This window comes from Pseudomonas thivervalensis (assembly GCF_001269655.1).
GTDB classification, from domain to species: Bacteria; Pseudomonadota; Gammaproteobacteria; order Pseudomonadales; family Pseudomonadaceae; genus Aquipseudomonas; species Aquipseudomonas thivervalensis.
Genome location: NZ_LHVE01000013.1, coordinates 302582 through 326841 on the forward strand (window position 1 = coordinate 302582; position 24260 = coordinate 326841).

General features: G+C 60.5%; 24 protein-coding genes and 2 pseudogenes. 21 read left to right on the forward strand and 5 right to left on the reverse strand.

What is annotated here, in order from left to right; translation table 11 throughout:
* The first annotated feature begins 215 nt into the window (after positions 1-215).
* Complete coding sequence (locus tag AD659_RS19340; protein WP_153043897.1) at positions 216-1568, forward strand: hypothetical protein; 1353 nt, start codon at positions 216-218, stop codon at positions 1566-1568.
* 94 nt (positions 1569-1662) lie between these two features.
* Here AD659_RS19340 and uraH read toward each other — a convergent pair whose 3' ends face one another.
* Entirely contained in the window at positions 1663-2016 is a 354-nt protein-coding gene (uraH, locus tag AD659_RS19345) for a hydroxyisourate hydrolase (RefSeq protein WP_053124122.1), read from the reverse strand.
* A gap of 413 nt (positions 2017-2429) precedes the next feature.
* On the opposite strand from uraH, the gene puuE reads away from it, so the two are divergent.
* The 6 genes from puuE (at position 2430) to AD659_RS19375 (ending at position 8232) form a co-directional block, all read left to right on the forward strand.
* On the forward strand, positions 2430-3356 hold the full coding sequence (puuE, locus tag AD659_RS19350; RefSeq protein ID WP_053124124.1) for an allantoinase PuuE: 927 nt from the start codon (positions 2430-2432) through the stop codon (positions 3354-3356).
* Complete coding sequence (gene uraD, locus AD659_RS19355) at positions 3353-3868, forward strand: 2-oxo-4-hydroxy-4-carboxy-5-ureidoimidazoline decarboxylase (protein WP_039594512.1); 516 nt, start codon at positions 3353-3355, stop codon at positions 3866-3868. Before puuE ends, uraD begins: the two co-directional genes overlap by 4 nt.
* 68 nt (positions 3869-3936) lie before the next feature.
* A complete protein-coding gene (alc, locus tag AD659_RS19360) occupies positions 3937-4932 on the forward strand; it encodes an allantoicase (RefSeq protein ID WP_053124125.1) in 996 nt (331 codons plus the stop codon).
* A 165-nt stretch (positions 4933-5097) separates the two neighbouring features.
* Entirely contained in the window at positions 5098-5601 is a 504-nt protein-coding gene (locus tag AD659_RS19365) for an ureidoglycolate lyase (protein ID WP_053124126.1), read from the forward strand.
* A gap of 51 nt (positions 5602-5652) precedes the next feature.
* Positions 5653-6954: a urate hydroxylase PuuD gene (locus tag AD659_RS19370; RefSeq protein WP_053124127.1), complete on the forward strand. Its 1302-nt coding sequence runs from the start codon at positions 5653-5655 to the stop codon at positions 6952-6954.
* Positions 6955-7446: 492 nt separating this feature from the next.
* Entirely contained in the window at positions 7447-8232 is a 786-nt protein-coding gene (locus AD659_RS19375) for an outer membrane protein OmpK (RefSeq protein ID WP_053124128.1), read from the forward strand.
* Between the two features lie 213 nt (positions 8233-8445).
* Here the strand turns inward: AD659_RS19375 and AD659_RS19380 are convergent, their stop codons facing one another.
* Together AD659_RS19380 and AD659_RS19385 are read right to left on the reverse strand one after the other, a co-directional pair.
* The gene (locus AD659_RS19380) at positions 8446-9600 is read right to left on the reverse strand and encodes a patatin-like phospholipase family protein (protein ID WP_053124131.1); all 1155 of its coding nucleotides are present in this window, start codon (positions 9598-9600) and stop codon (positions 8446-8448) included.
* 49 nt (positions 9601-9649) lie between these two features.
* Positions 9650-10582, reverse strand: a complete 933-nt coding sequence (locus AD659_RS19385; RefSeq protein WP_053124133.1) for a lipid A biosynthesis lauroyl acyltransferase — start codon at positions 10580-10582, stop codon at positions 9650-9652.
* 118 nt (positions 10583-10700) lie between these two features.
* Here AD659_RS19385 and minC point away from each other — a divergent pair, with 118 nt between their 5' ends.
* From minC to AD659_RS19415, 6 genes are all read left to right on the forward strand, one after another.
* Positions 10701-11438, forward strand: a complete 738-nt coding sequence (minC, locus tag AD659_RS19390; RefSeq protein ID WP_053124135.1) for a septum site-determining protein MinC — start codon at positions 10701-10703, stop codon at positions 11436-11438.
* Positions 11439-11638: 200 nt separating this feature from the next.
* Positions 11639-12451, forward strand: coding sequence for a septum site-determining protein MinD (minD, locus tag AD659_RS19395; RefSeq protein WP_003179114.1), 813 nt, complete (start codon positions 11639-11641; stop codon positions 12449-12451).
* Positions 12451-12705, forward strand: coding sequence for a cell division topological specificity factor MinE (gene minE / locus AD659_RS19400; protein ID WP_003179111.1), 255 nt, complete (start codon positions 12451-12453; stop codon positions 12703-12705). The genes minD and minE overlap by 1 nt, the downstream gene beginning before the upstream one ends.
* A gap of 103 nt (positions 12706-12808) precedes the next feature.
* A complete protein-coding gene (locus AD659_RS19405; RefSeq protein ID WP_018612476.1) occupies positions 12809-13444 on the forward strand; it encodes an RluA family pseudouridine synthase in 636 nt (211 codons plus the stop codon).
* 277 nt (positions 13445-13721) lie between these two features.
* Positions 13722-15011: a M18 family aminopeptidase gene (locus AD659_RS19410; RefSeq protein ID WP_053124137.1), complete on the forward strand. Its 1290-nt coding sequence runs from the start codon at positions 13722-13724 to the stop codon at positions 15009-15011.
* Between the two features lie 254 nt (positions 15012-15265).
* Positions 15266-15448: a hypothetical protein gene (locus AD659_RS19415; RefSeq protein ID WP_053124139.1), complete on the forward strand. Its 183-nt coding sequence runs from the start codon at positions 15266-15268 to the stop codon at positions 15446-15448.
* Between the two features lie 22 nt (positions 15449-15470).
* Here the strand turns inward: AD659_RS19415 and AD659_RS19420 are convergent, their stop codons facing one another.
* The gene (locus AD659_RS19420) at positions 15471-16202 is read right to left on the reverse strand and encodes a UTRA domain-containing protein (protein WP_053124141.1); all 732 of its coding nucleotides are present in this window, start codon (positions 16200-16202) and stop codon (positions 15471-15473) included.
* Between the two features lie 349 nt (positions 16203-16551).
* Between AD659_RS19420 and AD659_RS19425 the strand changes: the two genes are divergently transcribed.
* From AD659_RS19425 to AD659_RS29835, 7 genes are all read left to right on the forward strand, one after another.
* Positions 16552-17619, forward strand: a complete 1068-nt coding sequence (locus tag AD659_RS19425) for an ABC transporter substrate-binding protein (RefSeq protein ID WP_053124143.1) — start codon at positions 16552-16554, stop codon at positions 17617-17619.
* 183 nt (positions 17620-17802) lie between these two features.
* A complete protein-coding gene (locus tag AD659_RS19430) occupies positions 17803-18609 on the forward strand; it encodes an alkaline phosphatase family protein (protein WP_053124145.1) in 807 nt (268 codons plus the stop codon).
* A 5-nt stretch (positions 18610-18614) separates the two neighbouring features.
* Complete coding sequence (locus tag AD659_RS19435) at positions 18615-19451, forward strand: ABC transporter permease (RefSeq protein WP_162277327.1); 837 nt, start codon at positions 18615-18617, stop codon at positions 19449-19451.
* A complete protein-coding gene (locus tag AD659_RS19440; RefSeq protein WP_053124149.1) occupies positions 19438-20238 on the forward strand; it encodes an ABC transporter permease in 801 nt (266 codons plus the stop codon). Before AD659_RS19435 ends, AD659_RS19440 begins: the two co-directional genes overlap by 14 nt.
* Positions 20235-21224 carry an ABC transporter ATP-binding protein gene (locus tag AD659_RS19445; RefSeq protein ID WP_053124150.1) on the forward strand — a complete coding sequence of 330 codons (990 nt, stop codon included), beginning with the start codon at positions 20235-20237 and terminating at the stop codon, positions 21222-21224. The genes AD659_RS19440 and AD659_RS19445 overlap by 4 nt, the downstream gene beginning before the upstream one ends.
* A gap of 46 nt (positions 21225-21270) precedes the next feature.
* Positions 21271-21924, forward strand: coding sequence for an HAD family hydrolase (locus AD659_RS19450; RefSeq protein ID WP_053124152.1), 654 nt, complete (start codon positions 21271-21273; stop codon positions 21922-21924).
* 304 nt (positions 21925-22228) lie between these two features.
* Positions 22229-23776: a hypothetical protein gene (locus AD659_RS29835; RefSeq protein WP_153043898.1), complete on the forward strand. Its 1548-nt coding sequence runs from the start codon at positions 22229-22231 to the stop codon at positions 23774-23776.
* A gap of 71 nt (positions 23777-23847) precedes the next feature.
* On the opposite strand, the pseudogene AD659_RS29435 reads toward AD659_RS29835, so the two are convergent.
* Positions 23848-24002 (reverse strand): annotated as a pseudogene (locus AD659_RS29435) (NAD(P)H-quinone oxidoreductase); the annotation flags it as partial.
* Here AD659_RS29435 and AD659_RS29840 point away from each other — a divergent pair.
* Positions 24003-24104: pseudogene (locus AD659_RS29840) on the forward strand (HAD family hydrolase); the annotation flags it as partial.
* Positions 24105-24260: the final 156 nt, after the last annotated feature.

Genomic DNA, 24260 nt, shown 5'->3' on the forward strand with positions numbered 1-24260 from the left:
CCCGCCCCACGCTTCCAGCTTCGTCCCCCGACACGCCCCATTCCAGTCGCGATACGTCACCGGAAACAGTGCCTGGAAGCCCCACCCGAGGAGAGGGAGGCGACCCGGCCCCCGTCACGCCGCCCGGACGACAACCTGACACCGCTGAACCCCTGTCCCCCACCATACAGCTAGCCGAAATCACCTCACAGACACCCGTCCACGAGTCAACCACGGTGGTGCCGCTGGACCACTATCATCTTTCACCCGAACTGATTCCCATGCTATCGGCGCCCGACGCAACCTCGGGCATCCGCACATTCAGGACACGCACCTATGTGGACCTGGCGGAAGGCGGCACGGTGCTGTTGGGGCACGATGCCGAGCAGAATTACCGTGCCCGACTAAGCACCGAGCTCATCGCCTCCGGACCACGCCTCGAACGAGTGGAAGACAGCCTGCTGTGGCGTCTTGCGCACCGCGCCGAGACGGATGCGGCTGACGCCACCTCCTCGATTACTCGCCGTAGGCCAGCGGAAGACGAGCCCTCGGAAGTCGTTGAACCCAAGCGTCAGCACACGATATCCCCACCCAGCGAACCCGCCGTGGAAAGCCCACCCGCCTTCGGCAAAAACTGGGGCGTCGAGCCAAGGCTCACGGTGCCCGATTTCATTACCGTGGACGGTGTCCACTACAAGGTGGTAACCCGCACCGACGCCCGCGAATATCCGATCGCCTATATCCAGCAGCCCAGTCATTCACGGTATGACTTTGATGTATTGGAAGCGACCCTCAGGCATACGCCAGACGAGCAGCCCCGAAGCGTGATACGCATGCCTCCCGACAATCACTGGCAAATCGATGCAAGGCTGCCCTTTGACAAACCCTTGACGGGTTACGTCAGGGAGGCCTTCCCTGAAGTCAGCACGGCCACCCTGGAAAACATCGCGAGAAAGCAATTCACACTCACCAACAGCTCGTCGTTCGCCGACGCGGCAGGATTGACCGCGCTCCGACAGATTTTCAGCAGTTGGAAAAACGGCACCCCCTCCCCGCATCCGGAATGGAGCGATCCGCTACTGATGCTGCCGGTGCTTCGCGCCGCGTCAGGAAGCTCCAGCACTTCCCGTTCGCTCGATCTGCCGAATCCAACGTCAAGAATGTCGTTGGATCGGCTGGATTTCGATCCCCAACGATTTGCACAGCAGTGGGATTATTTCGTCACGACTTACTCTCCGATGGACCTCAAACGCTTTATGGCCAACCTCCTGACCCGCAACGGCTATGGGGTTTTTGAGCCCAATTCCTTGAACAGTTTCCCGGCATTGGTATTTCGGCGCACAGGGCATGACTATGTCTTTTTCATGAGCCTGCACCGCACCCGGATCCCGAAAATTTCCCTGCCGGCGCATACACATCCAAACACCACTGGCATCAGCCTGGAAACCCAGGTCGGCGAACATGCCGCGAACGCTGTCAGGGAGGCCCACCAGAACAACAAGCTCATCTGGCTCAAGGGCGGTTCGCAAATCCGACCAAACTATCCGGACACCGTCTTCATCGTTCGGGATGACGACGCCAGGCTGTAAGTTCGCAGGCAAAAAAAAGCCCGCAGTGTGAGCGGGCGAAAACCAAAGAAGCGTCATGCGCAGTCGCTTCCAGGAGAGGCAGCTGCTTGGGGGATCAGCTGCCTCGATAGGTGGAATAGGCGTAGGGCGAAATCAGCAGGGGCACATGGTAGTGATCCTGCTCGGCCGAAATACCGAAGCGCAGCACCACCACATCCAGGAATGCCGGATCGGGCAGTTGAACGCCACGGGCACGGTAGTAATCGCCGGCGTGGAACTGCAATTGATAGACGCCCGAACGGTAGTCATCCCCTTGCAACAGCGGCGCGTCGCAGCGGCCGTCGCTGTTGGTCAACGCACTGGCGACCCGCTGCAGTTGCGAACCTTCCACGCGGTACAGTTCGATCTTGATCGAGCTGCCGGGGCAGCCGTGTGCGGCATCCAAAACGTGAGTAGTCAAACGTCCCATTGCTTGTGCGCGCCTCGCTGTTGTGCAGTCCGGCCCGACGCCTCCTGAATCAGTTGAAAGACAGGCCGCACCGTTTCGGAGCACGAAACGTCACGACGATGAACGAATTAAGACACTTTAAAAGAAAATTGTACACAATAAAAAACAGATATTTTGCCCATGGGCCGTGGAGCGGTACGCCAGCCCCAGGTCAAAGCCAAACCAATGAATACAAGATCCTGCCGACGATTGATTGACCAAGCGGGCAGGTTTCTTGCAGTGTAGACAACGCCAGGGGCACGGTGAAAAATGCAAAAATACAGGCTTACAAATCGCGCATAAAGTTGTATACAATCACTCCATCGTCGTGACGCCAGCCTGAAACTCATCGCCAGGGCGCCACCTACATGGTTCGAACAAGAAGGAAAACTGCAGTGAGCGCTGACTACCCACGCGACCTGATCGGTTACGGCAGTAACCCTCCCCACCCCCATTGGCCGGGCAATGCCCGCATCGCCCTGTCCTTCGTGCTCAATTACGAGGAAGGCGGCGAGCGCAACGTCCTGCATGGCGACAAGGAATCCGAATCGTTCCTCTCGGAGATGGTCGCGGCGCAACCGCTGCAGGGCGAGCGCAACATGAGCATGGAGTCGCTGTACGAGTATGGCAGCCGTGCCGGTGTCTGGCGGGTCCTCAAGCTGTTCAAGGAATTCGATATACCGCTGACCATTTTCGCCGTGGCCATGGCCGCCCAGCGCCATCCGGACGTGATCCGTGCCATGGTCGCCGCCGGTCACGAAATCTGCAGCCACGGCTATCGCTGGATTGACTATCAGTACATGGATGAGGCCCAGGAACGCGAGCACATGCTCGAAGCGATCCGCATCCTCACCGAAATCGCTGGCGAACGTCCGCTGGGCTGGTACACCGGCCGCACCGGCCCCAACACCCGTCGGCTGGTAATGGAAGAAGGCGGTTTCCTCTATGACAGCGACACCTACGACGACGACCTGCCCTACTGGGAACCGAATACCCCCAACGGCAAGCCGCACCTGGTGATCCCCTACACGCTCGACACCAACGACATGCGCTTCACCCAAGTGCAGGGTTTCAACAAGGGCGACGATTTCTTCCAATACCTCAAGGACGCTTTCGACGTGTTGTACGCCGAAGGGGCCGAGGCACCGAAGATGCTATCCATCGGCCTACATTGCCGGCTGATCGGCCGCCCTGCGCGCCTGGCTTCCCTCAAGCGGTTTCTCGAATACGTCAAAGGCCATGAACACGTCTGGTTCAGCCGTCGTGTCGACATCGCCCGCCACTGGCAGCAGACCCATCCGTATCAGGGAGCGTCCAAATGACCGCTTTCCAGACCCTCAAGCCTTCCACCTTGAGCCGCGAAGCGTTCGTCAAAGCCTTCGCTGACATTTACGAACATTCGCCGTGGGTCGCCGAGAAGGCCTTTGACCTGGGCCAGGATCCCTCGATCGACGAGATCGAAACCCTGCACCAGCGCATGAGCGATATCCTGTTGAGCGCCGATCACGCCAGCCAACTGGCGCTGATCAACGCTCACCCGGACCTGGCCGGCAAAGCCGCCGTCCAGGGCCAACTGACCGAAGCCAGCACGAACGAACAGGCCGGCGCCGGTATTCACCAATGCACGGCCGAAGAGTTCCAGCGCTTCACCGAGCTGAACGACGCCTACAAGGCCAAGTTCAAGTTTCCCTTCATCATGGCGGTAAAAGGCAGCAACCGGCACCAGATCCTCGCGGCGTTCGAGACGCGCATCCATCACTCGGCAGACGCCGAATTCAAATGCGCGCTGGCAGAGATCAACAAAATCGCGTTGTTCCGATTACTGACCCTTTAGCGAGCAGCCCTGCGACCCGAGGCCCTGCAAGCATCCCCAGCCAACCTATTTAAAGGCAGACAAGAAGAATGAAAGCTTACGCCGTACCTTTCGAGAAGTTCGTCAACCTGGCCGACGCCCGCCTGGGCACCAAGATCATCTCGGTCACCGATGACTGGTTCGCCGACGCCAACCGCCTGTTCCAGCCGACCCCGGCCGTGTGGAAGGAGGGTGTATTCGATGACAATGGCAAGTGGATGGACGGCTGGGAATCGCGGCGCAAGCGCTTCGAAGGCTACGACAGCGCGGTGATCCGCCTGGGTGTGGCAGGCTCGATCAAGGGCGTGGACATCGACACCTCATTCTTCACCGGCAACTACCCACCGTCGGCCTCCCTGGAAGCCTGCTTCCTGACCGAGGGCGAACCGGACGAAAACACCCAGTGGACTGAAGTGCTGTCGGCCGTCGAGCTGCAAGGCAACAGCCACCACTACCACGAAATCAGCAACGACCAGGCCTTCAGCCACCTGCGTTTCAACATCTATCCAGACGGTGGCGTGGCTCGCCTGCGGGTCTACGGCATTCCGCACCGCGACTGGTCGGCCGTGGGCGATAACGAACAGATCGACCTGGCCGCCGCCCTCAACGGTGGCCGCGCCCTGGCCTGCTCCGACGAGCACTTCGGCCGCATGAGCAACATCCTCAACCCGGGCCGTGGCGTGAACATGGGCGACGGCTGGGAAACCGCCCGTCGTCGTACCCCGGGCAATGACTGGGTCATCGTCGCCCTGGGCCATGCCGGCGAGGTCGAGAAAGTCATCGTCGACACCCTGCACTTCAAGGGCAACTACCCCGACAGCTGCTCGATCCAGGGCGCGTTCGTCAAGGGCGGCACCGACAGCCAGATCGAAACCCAGTCGCTGTTCTGGCGCGAGCTGCTGCCGAGCCAGAAGCTGGAAATGCACGCCGAACACACCTTCGCCGAGCAGATCAAGGCCCTGGGACCGATCACCCATATCCGCCTGAACGTGTTCCCGGACGGTGGCGTGAGTCGCCTGCGGGTGCTGGGCAAGGTATCGAAATAAACGACGCACCTGTGGCGAGGGAGCTTGCTCCCGCTGGGTTGCGAAGCGACCCCTCTTTCAAAATGGGACTGCTGCGCCCGAGGCGTCGGACCGGTCCAACGGGAGCAAGCTCCCTCGCCACAAAAGCTGAACCAACAACACAGAATTTTGGATAAGAAGACCAGCATGCGCACACTCAAGATCGAACCATTGACCAAAGAAGCCTTCGCCCCGTTCGGTGACGTGATCGAAACCGACGGCAGCGATCACTTCATGATCAACAACGGTTCGACCATGCGCTTCCATCGCCTGGCGACGGTGGAAACCGCAACGCCAGACGATCAGGCGATCATCAGCATCTTCCGCGCCGACGCGCTGGACATGCCGCTGATCGTGCGCATGCTGGAGCGCCATCCGCTGGGCAGCCAGGCCTTTATTCCGCTGCTCGGCAACCCCTTTCTGATCGTGGTCGCGCCACTTGGCGATGCACCTGTATCAGGCTTGGTCCGCGCCTTCGTCACCAACGGCAGGCAGGGCATCAATTACCATCGCGGCGTCTGGCACCACCCGGTGCTGACGATCGAAAAGCGGGATGACTTCCTGGTGGTTGATCGCAGTGGCACAGGCAATAACTGCGATGAGCATTTTTTCAAAGAGGATGAGTGTTTGATCCTCGCCCCCCACCAATAAGAGAAGGTCCGATCACCCGAAGACAAGGGTGACGGGCGAGAGGTAAAGACTGTGGAAGCACATATGTTGGAATGGCTGAACCTGAGCATTCGCTGGGTTCACATGATCACTGGCGTGGCCTGGATCGGCGCGTCGTTCTACTTCGTCTGGCTGGAAAACAACCTCAATCGCGTCAACCCCCGCAGCGGCCTGGCCGGCGACCTGTGGGCCATCCACGGTGGCGGCATCTATCACCTGGAAAAATACAAACTCGCACCACCGGCCATGCCGGACAACCTTCACTGGTTCAAGTGGGAAGCCTACTTCACCTGGATGTCGGGAATCGCCCTGCTGTGCGTGGTGTTCTATTGGAACCCGACCGTCTACCTGCTGGCCCCCGGCAGCAGCCTGAGCGGCGCTGAAGGCGTAGCCCTGGGCATCGGCTCGCTGTTCGTCGGCTGGTTCGTCTACTCCTTCCTCTGCGACTCGGCCCTGGGCAAGCGCCCCGCCCTGCTCGGCCTGATCCTGTTCGTGCTGTTGATCGCCGCGGCCTACGGGTTCAGCAAGGTATTCAGCGGTCGCGGTGCCTATCTGCATGTCGGGGCGGTCATCGGGACGATCATGGTCGGCAACGTGTTCCGCATCATCATGCCGGCACAACGGGCCCTGGTCGCGGCCATCGCCGAGAACCGCACCCCCGACCCGGCGCTGCCGGCCAAGGGCTTGCTGCGTTCGCGCCACAACAACTACTTCACCTTGCCGGTGCTGTTCATCATGATCAGCAACCACTTCCCCAGCACCTACGGCAGCCCATACAACTGGCTGATCCTGGCCGGTATCGCCGTGGCGGCGGTGTTGGTGCGGCATTACTTCAACACGCGCCATGACAGCAACCGGTTTGCCTGGACACTGCCAGTCGGCGCCCTGGCGATGATCTGCCTGGCTTATGTCACCGGCCCCAAGCCCATGCCCACCGCACCGGAAGTGGCCAAGGCACCCGGCGTGATCGAGTACCAACCGTTGCCGGAAACGGCAGTGGGCGGTGGCGCGAAACCGACCACGGCCCCCGCCGCACCGGCAGCGGCGCCCACCCAGGCCGCCAACGCCCAGGGCCCCTCGTTCGAGAAGGTCCACAGCGTGATCCAGGAACGCTGCTCGGTCTGCCACTCGGCCAAGCCCACCAGCCCGTTGTTCAGCGCCGCGCCGGGCGGGGTGATGTTCGACACCCCGCAGCAGATCCAGCAACAGGCCGCGCGCATCCAGGCCCAGGCCGTGGCCAGCCAGATCATGCCGCTGGGCAACATCACCCAGATGACCCAGCAGGAACGCGACCTGATCGGCGCCTGGATCAATCAGGGCGCACACACCAACTGAGTCACTGTTTTTAATAAATGTCCTACCGCTGACAGGCCGACCGGAAACTTCCGGTCGCCCGTCAGCGACTGCCTGCGCCTCAACAATAAAAACAAGAGGAAAGCACCCGATGGTCCAGCCCCGTCATCACGCCCCAAATTCGCCGCGCATGCGCCGTTGCAGGGCACTTGAGCCCTTCAAGACAAGCCCGTATCCTGCGCGGCCGTTCGAAGCGGGCCGACTACAAAATCCCTTTCGATCCTGACCGGATCGCCAGCTTATTGCGGCGCTGGCGGACCTGAACGCACCCCTGAACACCACTTTCCGACTGTTCCATAACGGCAGGGCAAGCCATTTCCAGTTTTTCCCGGACTTGGCTCAGCGCTTGCTATCAGCATTCGCCACGCTCAAAAAGCTGACCGAACGGATGTTTTTTAATCCATGGAAAAAGGCGCCACACCAGAGCGCTGACCTGAAAAAAAGCGGTACCACTTACCTTTGGGAGCAAACCGAATGAAACGTATGTGCACCAGCCTGATACTCGCAGGATCCTTGCTGGCCGCAGGCCAGGCGATGGCCGACGATCTGTTCCAATGGCAGAACAACAGCCTGACCTACCTCTACGGCAAGGATTTCCAGATCAACCCACGTATCCAGCAGACCGTGACCTTCGAACACGTCGACGCCTGGAAGTACGGGGACAATTTCTTCTTTCTCGACCGGATCTTCTATAACGGCCAGGACGACAGCCAGTCCGGCCCGAACACCTACTACGGCGAGTTCAGCCCGCGCCTGTCGTTCGGCAAGATCTTCGACCAGAAGCTGGAACTGGGGCCGATCAAGGATGTGCTGCTGGCCATGACGTATGAGTTCGGCGAAGGCGACAACGAGTCCTATCTGATCGGCCCGGGTTTCGACCTGGCGATTCCCGGCTTCGACTACTTCCAGCTGAACGTCTACAACCGCCAGACCGAAGGCCCGCGCGCCGGCGACAACGTCTGGCAGATCACCCCGGTCTGGGCCTATACCTTGCCGGTGGGCTCATCAGACATCCTGATCGACGGTTTCATCGACTGGGTGGTGGACAACGACACCAACTCCAAGGGCACCTACCACGCCAACCTGCATATCGTCCCGCAGGTCAAATATGACCTGGGCAAGGCCTTGAAGCTGGGCGCCAAGCAGTTGTATGTCGGGGTGGAATATGACTACTGGAAGAACAAGTACGCCATCGAAGACAGCGACGCGTTCAAGACCAACCAGAGCACGACCAGCTTTTTGCTGAAGTACCATTTCTGATCTGATTCATCGGGATTCAGAAACCACCGCAAATCCCCTGTGGGAGCGAGCTTGCTCGCGATTGCGGTGGGTCTGTTTGCATTGATGCTGGATGTGCCGCCGTCATCGCGAGCAGGCTCGCTCCCACAGTGGCTTCGTGCAGGTCGCAGGATTTAGCGCCCACCGCAAAACCCTTGTGGGAGCGAGCCTGCTCGCGATAGCGGCGGACCTGCTCTAAGCCAACCCCAGGAACCGACTCAGCGCCTCACGCTGCGCCAACGCATCCTGGCGCCCCAGTTCGATCAGCTCGCTGCAATACCCCGCCTCGAACAACAGGTAGCTCAGCACCCCCGCGCCGCTGGTCTTGGTCGCGCCCGGCCCGCGCAGGAATACCCGCAACGCACGAGGCAATTCCTGACGATGGCGGGCGGCGATTTCGTCGATCGGCTGGCTGGGTGAAATCACCAGCACGTCCACCGGTGCCGCGCCGAGGGCGTGGGCCGGTACGTCGTCGGGAAGTAGATGACTGAACTGGTTCAGGCGCTCAAGCAACTCGATGTCGCTTTCCAGACTGTCGATGAACGTGCTGTTGAGCATATGGCCGCCGATCTGCGCCAGGGTCGGTTGCAGGCCCGTGTAGCTGCGCTCGGAAGGATCCTGCCCGCCGCCACCACGGGGGTTGCCGCTGACGCCGATCACCAGCACGCGATTGGCCCCCAGGTGCAAGGCCGGGCTGATGGGCGCCGATTGCCGCACCGCGCCGTCGCCGAAGTATTGCGGGCCGATCCTGACCGGCGCGAACAATAACGGAATCGCCGAACTGGCCAGCAGGTGCTCCACCGACAACTGCGTCGGCACACCGATCCGCCGGTGGCGCAGCCAGGCGTCGATGGTCCCGCGTCCCTGGTAAAAAGTAACAGCCTGGCCGGATTCATAACCGAACGCTGTCACCGCCACCGCCCGCAATTGCTGCTCGGCGATGGCCTGCTCGATGCCCGAGGCGTGGAATTGGGCCTGGAGCAGTTCGCGCAACGGCGAACTGTCGATCAGTGCCACCGGCAATTTGGCCCCCAGCCCAAGCAGACTGTGGGTGATGAAGCGCATCGACTGGGCCAGCACGCCCCGCCAGTCGCTGCGCATGACCTGATGGCTGCGCACCGCTTGCCAGAACGCCGTCAGTCGCTCGATGGCGGTCTTGAAGTCCATCGCCCCGCTCGCCAGGCTGACCGCGTTGATGGCACCGGCCGAGGTGCCGACGATCACCGGAAACGGGTTATCCGCCCCGTCCGGCAGCAATTCGGCGATGGCCGCCAGTACGCCTACTTGATACGCCGCTCGAGCCCCGCCGCCGGAAAGAATCAAACCTGTAACCGGTTCAGCTGGGGTCATCGCAATGCTCCGTGCTCAAGGTGCTGGTGAAAAATGCCGGACGACCGGTTCAACCGCGCTTGTCGTACAGCTTGGGCTCGCCCGGTGGACGGGTCTTGAAACGCCGGTGGGCCCAGAGGTATTGCTTGGGACATTCGCGCACCGACTGCTCGACCCACTGGTTGATGCGGATGCAATCGGCTTCCTCGGTCTCCCCCGGAAAATTCGCCAGCGGAGCCTGGATCACCAGGCGATAACCGCTGCCATCGGCCAGCCGCTCCTGGGTGAAAGGCACCACCAGCGCTTTGCCCAGGCGGGCGAACTTGCTGGTGGCCGTGACCGTCGCGGCCTGGATGCCGAACAGCGGCACGAACACGCTTTGCTTGGCGCCGTAGTCCTGGTCCGGCGCATACCAGATCGCCCGACCGGCCCGCAACAGCTTGAGCATGCCGCGCACATCGTCACGTTCCACCGCCAGGGAATCGAGGTTATGCCGCTCGCGGCCCCGACGCTGAATGTAGTCGAATAGCGGGTTCTTATGCTCGCGGTACATGCCATCGATGGTGTGTTGCTGGCCAAGCAAGGCCGCGCCGATTTCCAGCGTGGTGAAATGCAGTGCCATGAGGATCACACCCTTGCCCTCGCGCTGGGCCTGCTTGAGGTGCTCCAGCCCTTCGACATGGGCCAGTTTTGCCAACCGCGAACGCGACCACCACCAACTCATGGCCATTTCGAAAAAGGCGATGCCGGTGGAGGCGAAGTTTTCCTTGAGCAGACGCTTGCGCTCGGCAGCGGATTTTTCCGGGAAGCACAGTTCCAGGTTGCGTCGGGCGATGCGCCGTCGGTCGCCGGCCACCCGGTACATCAGCGCGCCCAATGCGCGACCGACCCGCAGCAAAAACGGATAAGGCAATTGAACGATCAGCCACAACAGCCCCAGGCCGCACCACAGCAGCCAGAAACGCGGATGAAAAAATGCAGCTCGAAAACGCGGGCGATCCATTACAGCTTCCATTAAGACATGGGCCGCGCATTCTACATTGTTCGACCCGGGTTGCGGCTGGCGGACGATCTCGTTATAAGTCTCGGCACTTTTAGTGACAAGCCGTTGTACGCCGACCATGAGCCAAACCGAACCGCTAGACCAAGATCCCGTGTTCCAGTTGAAGGGCAGCATGCTCGCCATTACGGTGCTGGAACTGGCCCGCAACGACCTGGAGAGCCTTGACCGGCAGCTGGCGGCGAAAGTCGCCCAGGCCCCGAACTTCTTCAGCAATGCGCCATTGGTGCTGGCCCTGGACAAGCTGCCGGCCGGCGAAGGCGCAGTGGACCTGCCGGGCCTGATGCGCGTCTGCCGCCAACATGGCCTGCGCACCCTGGCGATCCGCGCCAGTCGCATCGAAGACATCGCCGCCGCCATCGCCGTGGACATTCCGGTGCTGCCGCCGTCCGGCGCCCGGGAACGCGTGCTGGAACTGAGCCCGGTCGAAGCGAAAAAAACCCCGGAAAAACCGCCGGAGCCGAGCATCAAGCCGACCCGCGTCATCACTTCGCCAGTGCGGGGTGGGCAGCAGATTTATGCCCAGGGTGGCGATCTGGTCATCGTGTCCTCGGTCAGCCCGGGGGCGGAACTTCTGGCCGATGGCAACATCCATGTATACGGCCCGATGCGCGGTCGAGCGCTGGCCGGCGTCAAGGGTGACACCAAAGCCAGGATCTTCTGTCAGCAATTGAGCGCTGAGCTGGTTTCCATCGCCGGGCAGTACAAGGTTTCCGAGGATTTGCGTCGCGACCCGTTGTGGGGGGCCGGCGTCCAGATCAGCCTGTCGGGCGACGTGTTGAACATCATTCGGCTTTAACGGATACTGCCGCATTTTCCAAGCATCTCTAAAACGAGCGAAAACGGCTTAAACGACGTAGGAAAAAGGATCAGGCAGTGTTTACCGGAGGTAGACCCCGCTCGACAACCGATTCCAGCCAAGCCTGTCCAATTGCAGCGGTTTTCCAGAGATGTTTTTCAGGGACTGACAAAGTCCTTTTTCCTTAGGGGTGAAACACCTTGGCCAAGATTCTCGTGGTTACATCCGGCAAGGGTGGTGTGGGTAAGACCACCACCAGCGCCGCTATCGGTACCGGCCTCGCTCTGCGCGGCCACAAGACAGTCATCGTCGACTTCGACGTCGGCCTGCGCAACCTGGACCTGATCATGGGCTGCGAGCGTCGCGTGGTCTACGACTTCGTCAACGTGGTCAACGGCGAAGCGAACCTGCAGCAGGCCCTGATCAAGGACAAGCGCCTTGAGAATCTCTACGTGCTGGCCGCCAGCCAGACTCGCGACAAAGACGCGCTGACCCAGGAAGGCGTGGAAAAAGTCCTGATGCAACTCAAGGAAGACTTCGAGTTCGTGGTCTGCGACTCCCCGGCCGGTATCGAAAAAGGTGCCCACCTGGCCATGTACTTCGCAGATGAAGCGATCGTCGTGACCAACCCGGAAGTGTCGTCGGTCCGTGACTCCGACCGCATGTTGGGCCTGCTGGCGAGCAAATCCCGGCGCGCCGAAAAGGGCGAAGAGCCGATCAAGGAACATTTGCTGCTGACCCGCTACAACCCGCAACGAGTCAGCGATGGCGAGATGCTGGGCGTCGAAGACGTCAAGGAAATCCTCGCCGTCACCCTGCTGGGGGTCATTCCTGAATCCCAAGCGGTACTCAAGGCTTCCAACTCCGGCGTGCCGGTGATTCTCGACGACCAGAGCGATGCCGGCCAGGCATACAGCGATGCCGTCGATCGCCTGCTGGGCAAAACCGTGGAGCATCGGTTCCTCGATGTAACGAAGAAAGGTTTCTTCGAGCGCCTGTTTGGAGGTAGGTAATGAACCTTTTTGACTTCTTTCGTGCCAACAAAAAGCCCAGTACCGCCTCGGTCGCGAAAGAGCGTCTACAGATCATCGTGGCGCACGAACGCGGCCAACGCAGCACCCCTGACTACCTGCCAGCCTTGCAGAAGGAACTGGTGGAAGTGATCCGCAAATACGTCAACATCGGTAGCGATGACGTGCATGTGGCGCTGGAAAGCCAGGGCAGCTGCTCGATCCTGGAACTCAACATCACCTTGCCGGATCGCTGATCGCACCGGCGGGAGCCACGGCGGCTCGGGTCCTTCTCCTCCCTCCCTGGGATTATGAGAAGGGCCCGAGCCGCCGTTGGCGTTTGTAACGAGACTGTTTTCAATGCCCCTGTCCAACATCCGCATCATTCATCAGGACGCCGCTGTCCTGGTGGTCGACAAGCCGACCCTGTTACTTTCCGTGCCCGGCCGGGCCGACGACAACAAGGACTGCCTGATCACCCGCCTGCAGGAAAACGGCTATCCGGAAGCACGAATCGTGCACCGACTGGACTGGGAAACCTCCGGCATCATCCTCTTGGCCCGGGATCCGGACACCCACCGCGAACTGTCCCGGCAGTTTCATGACCGTGAAACCGAAAAAGCCTACACGGCGCTGTGCTGGGGCCAACCGGAGCTGGACAGCGGCAGCATCGACCTGCCCTTGCGCTACGACCCGCCGACCAAACCCCGGCACGTGGTGGACCATGAACAGGGCAAGCACGCCCTGACCTTCTGGCGTGTGCTGGAACGTTGCGGCGATTGGTGCCGGGTCGAGCTGACGCCGATCACCGGGCGTTCGCACCAATTGCGCGTACACATGCTGTCCATCGGTCACCCGCTGCTGGGCGACGGGCTCTATGCCCACCCGCAGGCCCTCGCCGCCTGGCCACGCCTGTGCCTGCACGCGAGCATGCTGAGCTTCACTCATCCGCAAAGCGGCGAACGCCTGCGCTTCGAGTGCCCGGCACCGTTCTAAGAAACACCACTGGCACTGTGGCGAGGGAGCTTGCTCCCGCTGGGCTCTGTAGGAGCTGGCGAAGCCTGCGATCTTTTGATCTTTCGCTTGAGACTCAAGTGGCTGGGGAAAGATCGCAGCCTCGTTGCACTCGACAGCTCCTACAGACGCAGCCCAGCGGGAGCAAGCTCCCTCGCCACGGGTGCGACAACCCAAGTTCCCCATATACATCCCCCTCTCCCCTCCCCATCGTCCAGCAATACGGTAAACTCCCGCCCATTGCTGTCTGGAGTGACTTATGCGCGCAGAGTTGAACCAAGGCCTGATCGACTTCCTCAAGGCCTCCCCTACCCCATTCCATGCCACCGCCAGCCTGGCCAAGCGCCTGGAGGCGGCCGGCTACCAGCGTCTTGACGAACGCGAGACCTGGGCCACCGAGGCCAACGGTCGTTATTACGTCACGCGCAACGACTCCTCGATCATCGCCTTCAAGCTCGGTCGCCACTCACCGTTGCACGACGGCATCCGCCTGGTCGGCGCCCACACCGACAGCCCCTGCCTGCGGGTCAAGCCGCAGCCGGAACTGCAACGCCACGGGTTCTGGCAACTGGGCGTGGAAGTCTACGGCGGCGCGCTGCTGGCGCCGTGGTTCGACCGCGACCTGTCCCTGGCCGGGCGCGTGACCTTCCGCCGCGATGGCAAGGTCGAAAGCCAGTTGATCGATTTCAAGGCGCCGATCGCCACGATTCCGAACCTGGCCATCCACCTCAACCGCGAAGCCAACCAGGGTTGGGCCATCAACCCGCAGAATGAACTGCCGCCGATCCTCGCCCAGTTCGCCGGTGACGAGCGCGTCGATTTCCGTGCTGTTCTCACCGATCAACTGGCCCGCGAACACGGCCTGAATGCCGACGTGGTGCTCGATTACGAGCTGAGTTTCTACGACACGCAAAGCGCCGCGGTCATCGGCCTGCATGGCGATTTCATTGCTGGCGCGCGCCTGGACAACCTGCTGTCGTGCTACGCCGGCCTGCAAGCCTTGCTCACCGCCGACACTGAAGAAACCTGCGTGCTGGTGTGCAACGACCACGAGGAGGTCGGCTCATGCTCGGCCTGTGGTGCCGACGGTCCGATGCTGGAACAAACCCTGCGTCGCCTGCTGCCCGAAGGTGAAGAATTCGTGCGCACCATTCAGAAATCCCTGCTGGTGTCGGCCGACAACGCCCACGGCGTGCATCCCAACTATGCCGACAAGCACGACGCCAACCACGGCCCCAAACTCAACGCCGGGCCGGTGATCAAGGTCAACAGCAACCAGCGCTACGCCACCAACAGCGAAACCGCCGGGTTCTTCCGCCACCTGTGCATGGCCGAAGAAGTACCGGTGCAAAGCTTCGTGGTGCGCAGCGACATGGGTTGCGGCTCGACCATCGGCCCGATCACCGCCAGCCAGTTGGGCGTGCGCACCGTGGACATCGGCCTGCCGACCTTCGCGATGCATTCGATCCGCGAACTGTGCGGCAGCCATGACCTGGCGCATCTGGTGAAGGTGTTGAGCGCGTTCTACGCGTCTCGCGAATTGCCATAACCCCACTGGGCTGTAGGAGCTGTGTAGGAGCTGACGAGTGCAACGAGGCTGCGATCTTTCCCCAGACCCTTGAGTCTCAAGCGAAAGATCAAAAGATCGCAGGCTTCGCCAGCTCCTACAGAACCCAGCGGGAGCAAGCTCCCTCGCCACAACTGCATCCGCCTCAAGACTGGCGGGGTGTGTTGACACACATCAACCCACCCCAGCCAAACCCCAACTAGACTGTCCTTATCCCCCTCGACAAGGCCGTCGTCATGATCTCGATGTCTTCGTTCAACGCCATGCTGGTGCCCATCATCGCCGGCATGATCCTGCTGGCCATCGGTTTCAACTTCCGTGACAAGAACGTCGGCGTCTTTGCCATGTGGGTCGGCATGCTGCTGATCCTCGCCACAGTCATAATCAAGATTCTGAGCAAGCTCAACGAGTCGCTCTGAGCCTGCCTCAGGCCGTCGGCGATTATTCCGGCACCGGTTGCTCCGGCACATCCACGCCGACATGGATCGCATCGTGTCGCCAGAACTCCAGGTCGCAATCGATCAGCCGTTGATGCTGGTCATAGTTGACCCGTGCGATGCGCAGTCCGGGGCTGCCCACCGAAACCTTCAACGCCGCTGCCGCTTCCGGCTGTAACGAGGTGGGCACGATTTCAAACTTCACCCGGCCGTAGTGCAGGTCGTAATGGCGGGCGTACAGTTCGGTCATGGACTGGTTGAGGTCGAACCCGAGGATGTCCGGAAAATACTGCGGGTTCAGGTAGTGCTCGACGTAGAGAACCAACCGCTCGTCGATACGCCGCACGCGGCAGATCTGGATCACGCTGGACAGCGCCGGCAGCTGCAGCCAGGCACACACGGCCGCCGAAGCCGGTTGCAGGCGCGCCGAGATCACTTGGGTAGATGGCACACGCCCCTGGGCCGCGACCATGGCGTGAAAATGACTGCGCTGCATCAGGTTATAGGCCAGGCGCGGGGGCGAAACGAACCAGCCCCGGCGCTCCTCCCGATAGATCTGTCCCTGGGCTTCGAGCTGCAACAATGCCTCGCGCACGGTGATCCGCGTGGTCCCGAACAATTCACTGAGCTTGCGCTCGGCCGGCAACTTGCTGCCGGGCGCCAGCAACCCGTGGTCAAGCTGCTCTTGCAGGACCTGTCCGATGGCTGTCACCGCTTTGGTTGCATCGATGCGCATCAACGTTACCTATCTGGACTAGACCAGCACTGTTTCGGGGCAGGATCGACGCCCCGTCGATCCGCTTCTGGGTCCAGCAAGCCTAGGCACTGCACATGACTGGCAGATGACAGAGCCGCCGAACGGTCATTTTGCAAGCGTGCAAATTAACGGCCAAGTCCTTGCAGATCAGCTGTTTAACCATGGTCTACGCTTAATTCGCAGCCAACCTCCACGAGCCTGGCATTTCCCGGCGCCTGCGGCACCGACATCAAAATGTCACAGGGCTCGCCTACATTGGCTCAGGTATTGCTGACCTAGACCAACACAACCGCAATCGCAGCGTTGAAAACGCCCATAGGAGCTTCGGATGAAACAGCTTTTCCTGGCATCACTGTTAGGCTCGACCATTGCCATGTGCACCGCCGCCATGGCCGCTGACACCGATCTGAAAACGTTGGAAGCCGCTGCGAAAGCGGAAGGCGCCGTCAACAGCGTCGGCATGCCCGATGATTGGGCAAACTGGAAAGGCACCTGGGACGACCTGGCCAAGCTCTACGGCCTGAAACACATCGACACCGACATGAGCTCGGCCCAGGAAATCGCCAAGTTCGCCGCCGAAAAAGACAACGCCAGCGCCGACATCGGCGACGTCGGCGCGGCGTTCGGCCCGATCGCAGTCAAGCAGGGCGTAGTCCAGCCCTACAAGCCAAGCACCTGGGAACAAGTACCGGCCTGGGCCAAGGACAAGGACGGCAACTGGGCATTGGCCTACACCGGCACCATCGCCTTCATCGTCAACAAGAAGCTGCTGCACGGCTCCGAAGTGCCGACCAAATGGGCCGACCTGAAGACCGGCAAGTACAAAGTCTCCATCGGTGACGTGAGCACCGCCGCCCAGGCCGCCAACGGCGTGCTGGCCGCGGCCCTGGCAAACGGCGGCGACGAGAAGAACGTTCAACCGGCGCTGTTGATGTTCGCCGAGATCGCCAAGCAAGGGCGCCTGTCCATGGCCAACCCGACCATCGCCACGATGGAAAAAGGTGAAGTCGAAGTGGGTGTGGTCTGGGACTTCAACGGCCTGAGCTACAAGGCCAAGATGGCCAACCCGGATGACTACGTCGTGCTGATTCCGTCCGACGGCTCGGTCATCTCAGGCTACACCACCATCATCAACAAATACGCCAAGCACCCGAACGCCGCCAAGCTGGCCCGTGAGTACATCTTCAGCGACGCCGGCCAGATCAACCTGGCCAAGGGCAACGCCCGTCCGATCCGCGCCGAACACCTGAAACTGCCGGAAGAGGTCCAGGCCAAGCTGCTGCCGAACGAGCAGTACAAAGGCGTGACCCCGATCAAGGATGCGGATGCGTGGGAGAAGACTTCCAAGGCGCTGCCACAGAAGTGGCAGGAAGAAGTGATCATCAACATGCAATAAAGCGGTAATACCCACTCGGATTTCTGGAGAAGATCCAACTGTGGGAGCGAGCCTGCTCGCGATAGGGGCATGTCAGTCAACATCATTGTTGAAGGTCAGCCGCCATCGCGAGCAGGCTCGCTCCCACAGTGAAGCCAGGTGAATTCAAAACCTCATTGATACCTGCTGGGAGTCCCGGTACCCATGAAGCACAACGTCATCCTGGTGGTGCTCGACGGCCTCAACTACGAGGTCGCCCGGCATGCCATGGGGCATTTGCAGGCTTATGTCGGCGCAGGACGCGCGGCCCTCTACAAACTGGAATGTGAGTTGCCCGCCCTGTCCCGCCCGCTCTACGAATGCATCCTCACCGGCGCCGTGCCCATCGACAGCGGGATCGTGCACAACAACGTCACGCGCCTGTCCAACCAGCGCAGCATTTTCCACTACGCCACCCAGGCCGGCCTGAGCACGGCGGCTGCGGCGTATCACTGGGTCAGCGAGCTCTACAACGTTTCACCCTTCGTTGCCGGTCGCGACCGCCACACCGACAACCCCGACCTGCCGATTCAATACGGGCATTTCTATTGGAATGACCACTACCCCGACTCCCATCTGTTCGCCGACGCCGAACACCTGCGCCAGCGCTACCTGCCGAACTTCCTGCTGGTGCATCCGATGAACATCGACGACGCCGGCCACAAGCACGGCCTCGACACCCCGCAATACCGCAACAGTGCGCGCTCGGCCGACATCAACCTGGCGGTCTACCTGCAAGCCTGGCTCGACGCCGGTTACCAGGTGCTGGTGACCTCCGACCATGGCATGAACAACGACCGTTCCCACAACGGTTTGCTGGCCGAAGAACGGGAAGTGCCGCTGTTCGTGCTGGGTGACAGCTTCAGTTTCGATCCCGCTGCCGCGCCCAAGCAGACCGAACTGTGCGGCACCATTTGCCAGTTGCTCGGCGTCGACCACGACAAACCTTATTGCCAGGAGCTACTCAAGTGAACGCCATGACGCGCGGCAAATGGCTGGCAGCGTTGTGCCTGGTGCCCTTCGCGATTTTCTTCATCGTGTTCCAGATCGCCCCGCTGCTCTGGGTGATGATCAACAGCCTGGGATCGGAAGAATTCGGCTGGGGCCTGGCCAACTTCAGCAAGATCTTCAGTTCGAAGTTTTATCGCCAGGCGATCCAGCACAGCCTGGAGATCAGCTTCTGGTCCAGTGTGTTCGGCATCGTCATTGCCGTGCTCGGCAGCTACTCCCTGCGCCGGGTGGATTCGCGGCTGCGCAACTTCGTCAATGCGTTCGCCAACATGACCAGCAACTTCGCCGGTGTGCCCCTGGCCTTTGCCTTCATCATTTTGCTGGGGTTCAACGGCAGCATCACGCTCATGCTCAAGCAGGCGGGGATCATCGAGGATTTCAACCTCTACTCGAAAACCGGCCTGATCATTCTCTACACCTACTTCCAGATTCCCCTGGGCGTGCTGCTGCTCTATCCAGCCTTCGACGCCCTGCGCGAAGATTGGCGCGAATCCGCCGAGTTGCTCGGCGCCAACGGCTGGCAGTTCTGGCGGCACATCGGCTTGCCGGTACTGACCCCGGCGCTGCTGGGCACCTTCGTGATCCTGCTGGCCAACGCCCTTGGCGCCTACGCCACGGTCTACGCGTTGACCACCGGCAACTTCAACGTGCTGCCGATCCGCATCGCCGCCATGGTCTCCGGTGACATTTCCCTCGACCCGAACCTGGCCAGTGCCCTGGCCGTAGTGCTGGTGGCGTTGATGACCGTGGTGACCGTCGTCCATCAGTTGCTGCTCAAGAGGAGCTACCATGTCTCGCGCTGAACCGGGCTCCGTCGGGCTCTATCATCGGGTGGTGGTGTACCTGCTGTTCGCCATCCTCTTGCTGCCCCTGGCCGGCACACTCGTCTACTCCATTGCCAGCAGTTGGTCGGCCACCGTGCTGCCCAGCGGCTTCACCTTAAAATGGTATGTGCAGCTATGGAGCGACCCGCGTTTTCTCCACGCCTTCGGTCAATCGCTGCTGGTCTGCGTCGGTGCGCTGGTGCTCTCGGTGGTGTTGATCCTGCCGTTGCTGTTCGTGGTGCATTACCACTTTCCCAAGCTCGACGCGCTGATGAACATCCTCATCCTGCTGCCCTTCGCGGTGCCGCCGGTGGTGTCGTCGGTGGGGCTGTTGCAACTCTACGGCTCCGGGCCGCTGGCGATGGTCGGTACGCCGTGGATCCTGATCGGTTGCTACTTCACCGTCGCCCTGCCGTTCATGTACCGGGCGATCACCAACAACCTGCAAGCGATCAACCTGCGCGACCTGATGGACGCCGCCCAACTGCTCGGCGCCAGCACCTTCCAGGCCGCATTCCTGGTGGTGCTGCCGAACCTGCGCAAGGGCCTGATGGTGGCGCTGCTGCTGTCCTTCTCGTTCCTGTTCGGCGAATTCGTGTTCGCCAACATCCTCGTCGGCACCCGCTATGAAACCCTGCAGGTGTATCTGAACAACATGCGCAACAGCAGCGGCCATTTCACCAGTGCACTGGTGATTTCCTACTTCTTCTTCGTACTGGTCCTGACCTGGGCGGCCAACATCTTGAGCAAGGACAAAAGCCAATGAGCTACGTCAGCGTCCAACACCTGCAAAAAAGCTACGCCGGCACACCGGTGTTCAGCGACATCAACTGCGAGATCGGCAAGGGCGAATTCGTCACCCTGCTCGGCCCCTCCGGTTGCGGCAAATCCACGCTGTTGCGCTGCATTGCCGGCCTGACTGCGGTGGATGCCGGCCAGATCATCCTCGACGGGCAAGACATCGTCCCGTTGAGCCCGCAGAAACGTGGCATCGGCATGGTCTTCCAGAGCTACGCCTTGTTCCCCAACATGACCGTGGAGCAAAACGTCGCCTTCGGCCTGCGCATGCAGAAGGTCGATGCCGGGGACAGCCGCCAGCGCGTGCTGGAGATCCTGCGCCTGGTGGAGCTGCATGAATTTGCCGCGCGCTATCCCCATCAACTCTCCGGCGGCCAATGCCAGCGCGTCGCCCTGGCCCGCTCCCTGGTCACGCGGCCGCGGCTGTTGCTGCTGGACGAGCCGCTATCAGCCCTGGATGCGCGGATTCGCAAGCACTTGCGCGAACAGATCCGACAGATCCAGCGTGAGTTGGGCCTGACCACGATCTTTGTCACACACGACCAGGAAGAAGCCCTGACCATGTCTGATCGGATTTTCCTGATGAACCAGGGAAAGATCGTACAAAGCGGCGACGCCGAAACCCTTTACACTGCGCCCGTCGATGTTTTTGCCGCCGGTTTCATCGGCAACTACAACCTGCTGGACGCCGACAGCGCGAGCAAACTGCTGCAGCGGCCGGTGAGCGGTCGCATCGCCATCCGCCCGGAAGCCATCGAGCTGAGCCGCAGCGGCGAGGCCGATGCGCTGATCCGCAGCCACAGCCTGTTGGGCAACGTGATCCGCTACCGGGTCGAGGCCCGCGGTGTGGAACTGGTGGTGGATGTGCTCAACCGCTCGGCTGCCGACCTGCATCCTGACGGTGCACGGCTGGCACTTTCCATCGATCCGTCGGCCCTGTGTGAGGTAGCCTGACGGCCTTGTTGATTTTGAAGCTGATCTTGAGAAGGAAAACGTGCTGATGGCCCTGGCAATCTTTGATCTGGACGAAACCCTGATCCACGGCGACTGCGCCACCCTCTGGAGTGAACAGATGGGTCGCCTGGGCTGGGTCGATCCCGAGTCGTTCATGCGGCGCAACAACGAGCTGATGGATGCCTACAGCCACGGCAAGTTGCGCATGGAAGCGTACATGGACTTCAGCCTGGAGCCGATGATCGGCCGCACGCCCGAGGAGATCGAGCATCTGGTGGCGCCGTGGGTGGAAGACTTCATCGAGCCGATTATCTTCAGCGACGCCACCAAGGCCATCGCCGAACACCGCAAGGCCGGTGACCGGATCCTGGTGATCTCGGCTTCGGGCACGCATCTGGTCAAACCGATTGCAGAGCGCCTGGGCATCGATGAGATCCTGGCGATCGAACTGGAGCTGACGCATGGGGTGTACAGCGGCAAGACCGTGGGCACCCTGACTTACCGCGAAGGCAAGATCACGCGGTTGCTGGACTGGCTGGATGCCGAGGAAGAGAACCTTGAAGGCGCGAGTTTCTATTCCGATTCACGTAATGACCTGCCGCTGTTACAGCGGGTGGACTTCCCCCACGTGGTCAACCCGGACCCGGTGCTGAAGGCCCACGCCGAATCGGTCGGGTGGCCGATCCATACCTGGAAATAAGCCCCCCTTTGGAGCGAGCAGGCTCGCTCCCACAGGTTCAGTGCAGCTCCCGAGTTCGGGATGTGTTCTGGACCTCTCGATGTATCTCGTTCAAATCCCGCGATACACCTGCCTTGCATCAGGGCCTGCAATCCGTTCAGGCGCAGATGCATGGTCAGGGAAAAAATGTTGAAGCCCCCTCAGCCAGAAGTGCACTTGGACCTGTCATTGTTGACAGTAGACATAGCGCCTCATTCACAGGCTAATGCTTCAACTAGCACGCAGTGGCCTGAAACCGAGTCAGGTATCACAGGGGATTGCAAAGATGAAGAAATTACCCGTCATACTCATTTTTTTCTTGTTATTGTCGAGCGGTTCAATTTCAAGCGCATCAGACACTTCTCCTGTCAGCCCTCCACAGCAGAACAGTATAGTTGCTGTCCCCCTCCAACCCCTTCACGGCCCTGCGCTAGCGGCAGAACTAACCCGTCGTTACCAAGACACCCGAGCCGACTGCGGCACCGTCAACAGACCGGCATTTCTGTGTTCGGGAATTCTACTGCGAGGTACAAGCGATGCAGAGGGCAAGCCCTACGATGTCTGGAATCCCAGCGACACGGCGATACGCGTAGGCGGCACTTCATTCTCCTACTTGCGCTCGGACTTCAATATTAAACGCCTGGCCTATACCTATGATAAGGGCTATATATTCTTTCCCAACCTGGAAACACCACCCGATAAACTGCGCATAGAGGTTCTATGTTTCTTCCCCGTCGACGGAGCATCGGACCATCGCTCCAACAAAGGCTGTGGTGCACACCAGAACGCCCCTGTCGTCAGTGAACCTTGCGGCGTACAAGGCATTCATACAGCCGAACAATGGGCCGCTCATTACGTCCAGTATCCCCAAGGTGAAAAACGCTGCGGCTTTGACGTTAGCAAATCATCCACTACGCCAACGGCTCCCGTTTTTTATCAGGCCTTGATGACCGGGCCTTTAGTTTTTCCCATTGCTTATGACGCGCCCAACGATATGAAATTGACGACTTGGCAGGCTGGCATTCCTGAGCAACTACCGATCGAAGCCTTCATGTACACGCGTGATACCGGCATTCGCTCCGTGCAACATGATCAGAGACGCTTCCATGAGCTGACAGGTGTTGTTTTGCCCATCATAAAAATTACCTTAGCCAACACTTTCCAAGGGCAAGCAACATTTGAATATCGCGAGGTCGATCAAGCCATCCTTCCTGAATCGCCGACAAAACCCAAGGTTCCCAAAACGTATAACGCCGCGGGCGACCATCTGAAAATGAGCGATATCTACACCGACGCGCATGTGGAGGTTGAAGTACCTCACTACGCAGGTATGCATGCCACCGATACCATCAGGGCGCGCTGGCAGGGACGGGTCAACTACAACAGCGAAATCATCACCGTCGGAGATCCCCCAGGAAAAAGACTGATCGCCATCCCTCGCCTGGAAGTCGTTGATAATATCGGCCGATCTGTCGAGGTCGGCTACTCAATCAAGGAGAAAGGAGTTGGTGAAACGATAGAGTCGGCAAGATTGACGCTGCATATCGACCCGCAAGCGGTGGACCCATTACTGGCACCGAGTTATTCCAACTCGAAGGTTAGCGTGAACTACGGCGGTGAGACAGGCTACACCGTCAGGGTTCGTTGGGTCGGTGTCACGACCCACGATACTGAAAGCCAGGATGTGACGTCCGGCCAAGCCAACGTTTTTGACATTCCCAGTGCCTGGGTATCCGAAAACAGTGGAAAACCCGTCCTGATCAACTACTCCATTGTCCGTAAAAACAGCAACGAGCAACGGATGTTCTCTCAGGTCCTAAGGGTTAACCTCTAGGTCAACCCTTAGGCAGTACATGGTTTTCCACATTCAGGCAGCACGGGAAAGCCTGGGCGCACTCCCCGGAGTCAGCTCAGGCTTTCATCAATCACCCACACCAACTTTCCTGACACCTTGTTGCTCACCAGCTCGGCAACGCCGCTTCGGCATCCTTGATTGCGAAGGTCCTGGCCAGTTGCGGATTCAAGCGTTTATCGACAAACAACGGCCACACGTGTTGGCCCCGTTGTTGCTGCGGGTGGATTACCCGCATGTGGTGAACCCGGACCCGGTGTTGAAGGCCCATGCCGAATCAGCCGGCTGGCCGATTCATACCTGGAAATAAACACCGGGCGGGAAGAGCACCCCGGTTCCTGTGGCGAGGGAGCTTGCTCCCGCTCGGCTGCGAAGCAGTCGTAAAACCAGCCGACGCGGTCGACCTGGACGGGCGAGTCGCCCCGATTTGGGGGCGACTGCGCCACCCAGCGGGAGCAAGCTCCCT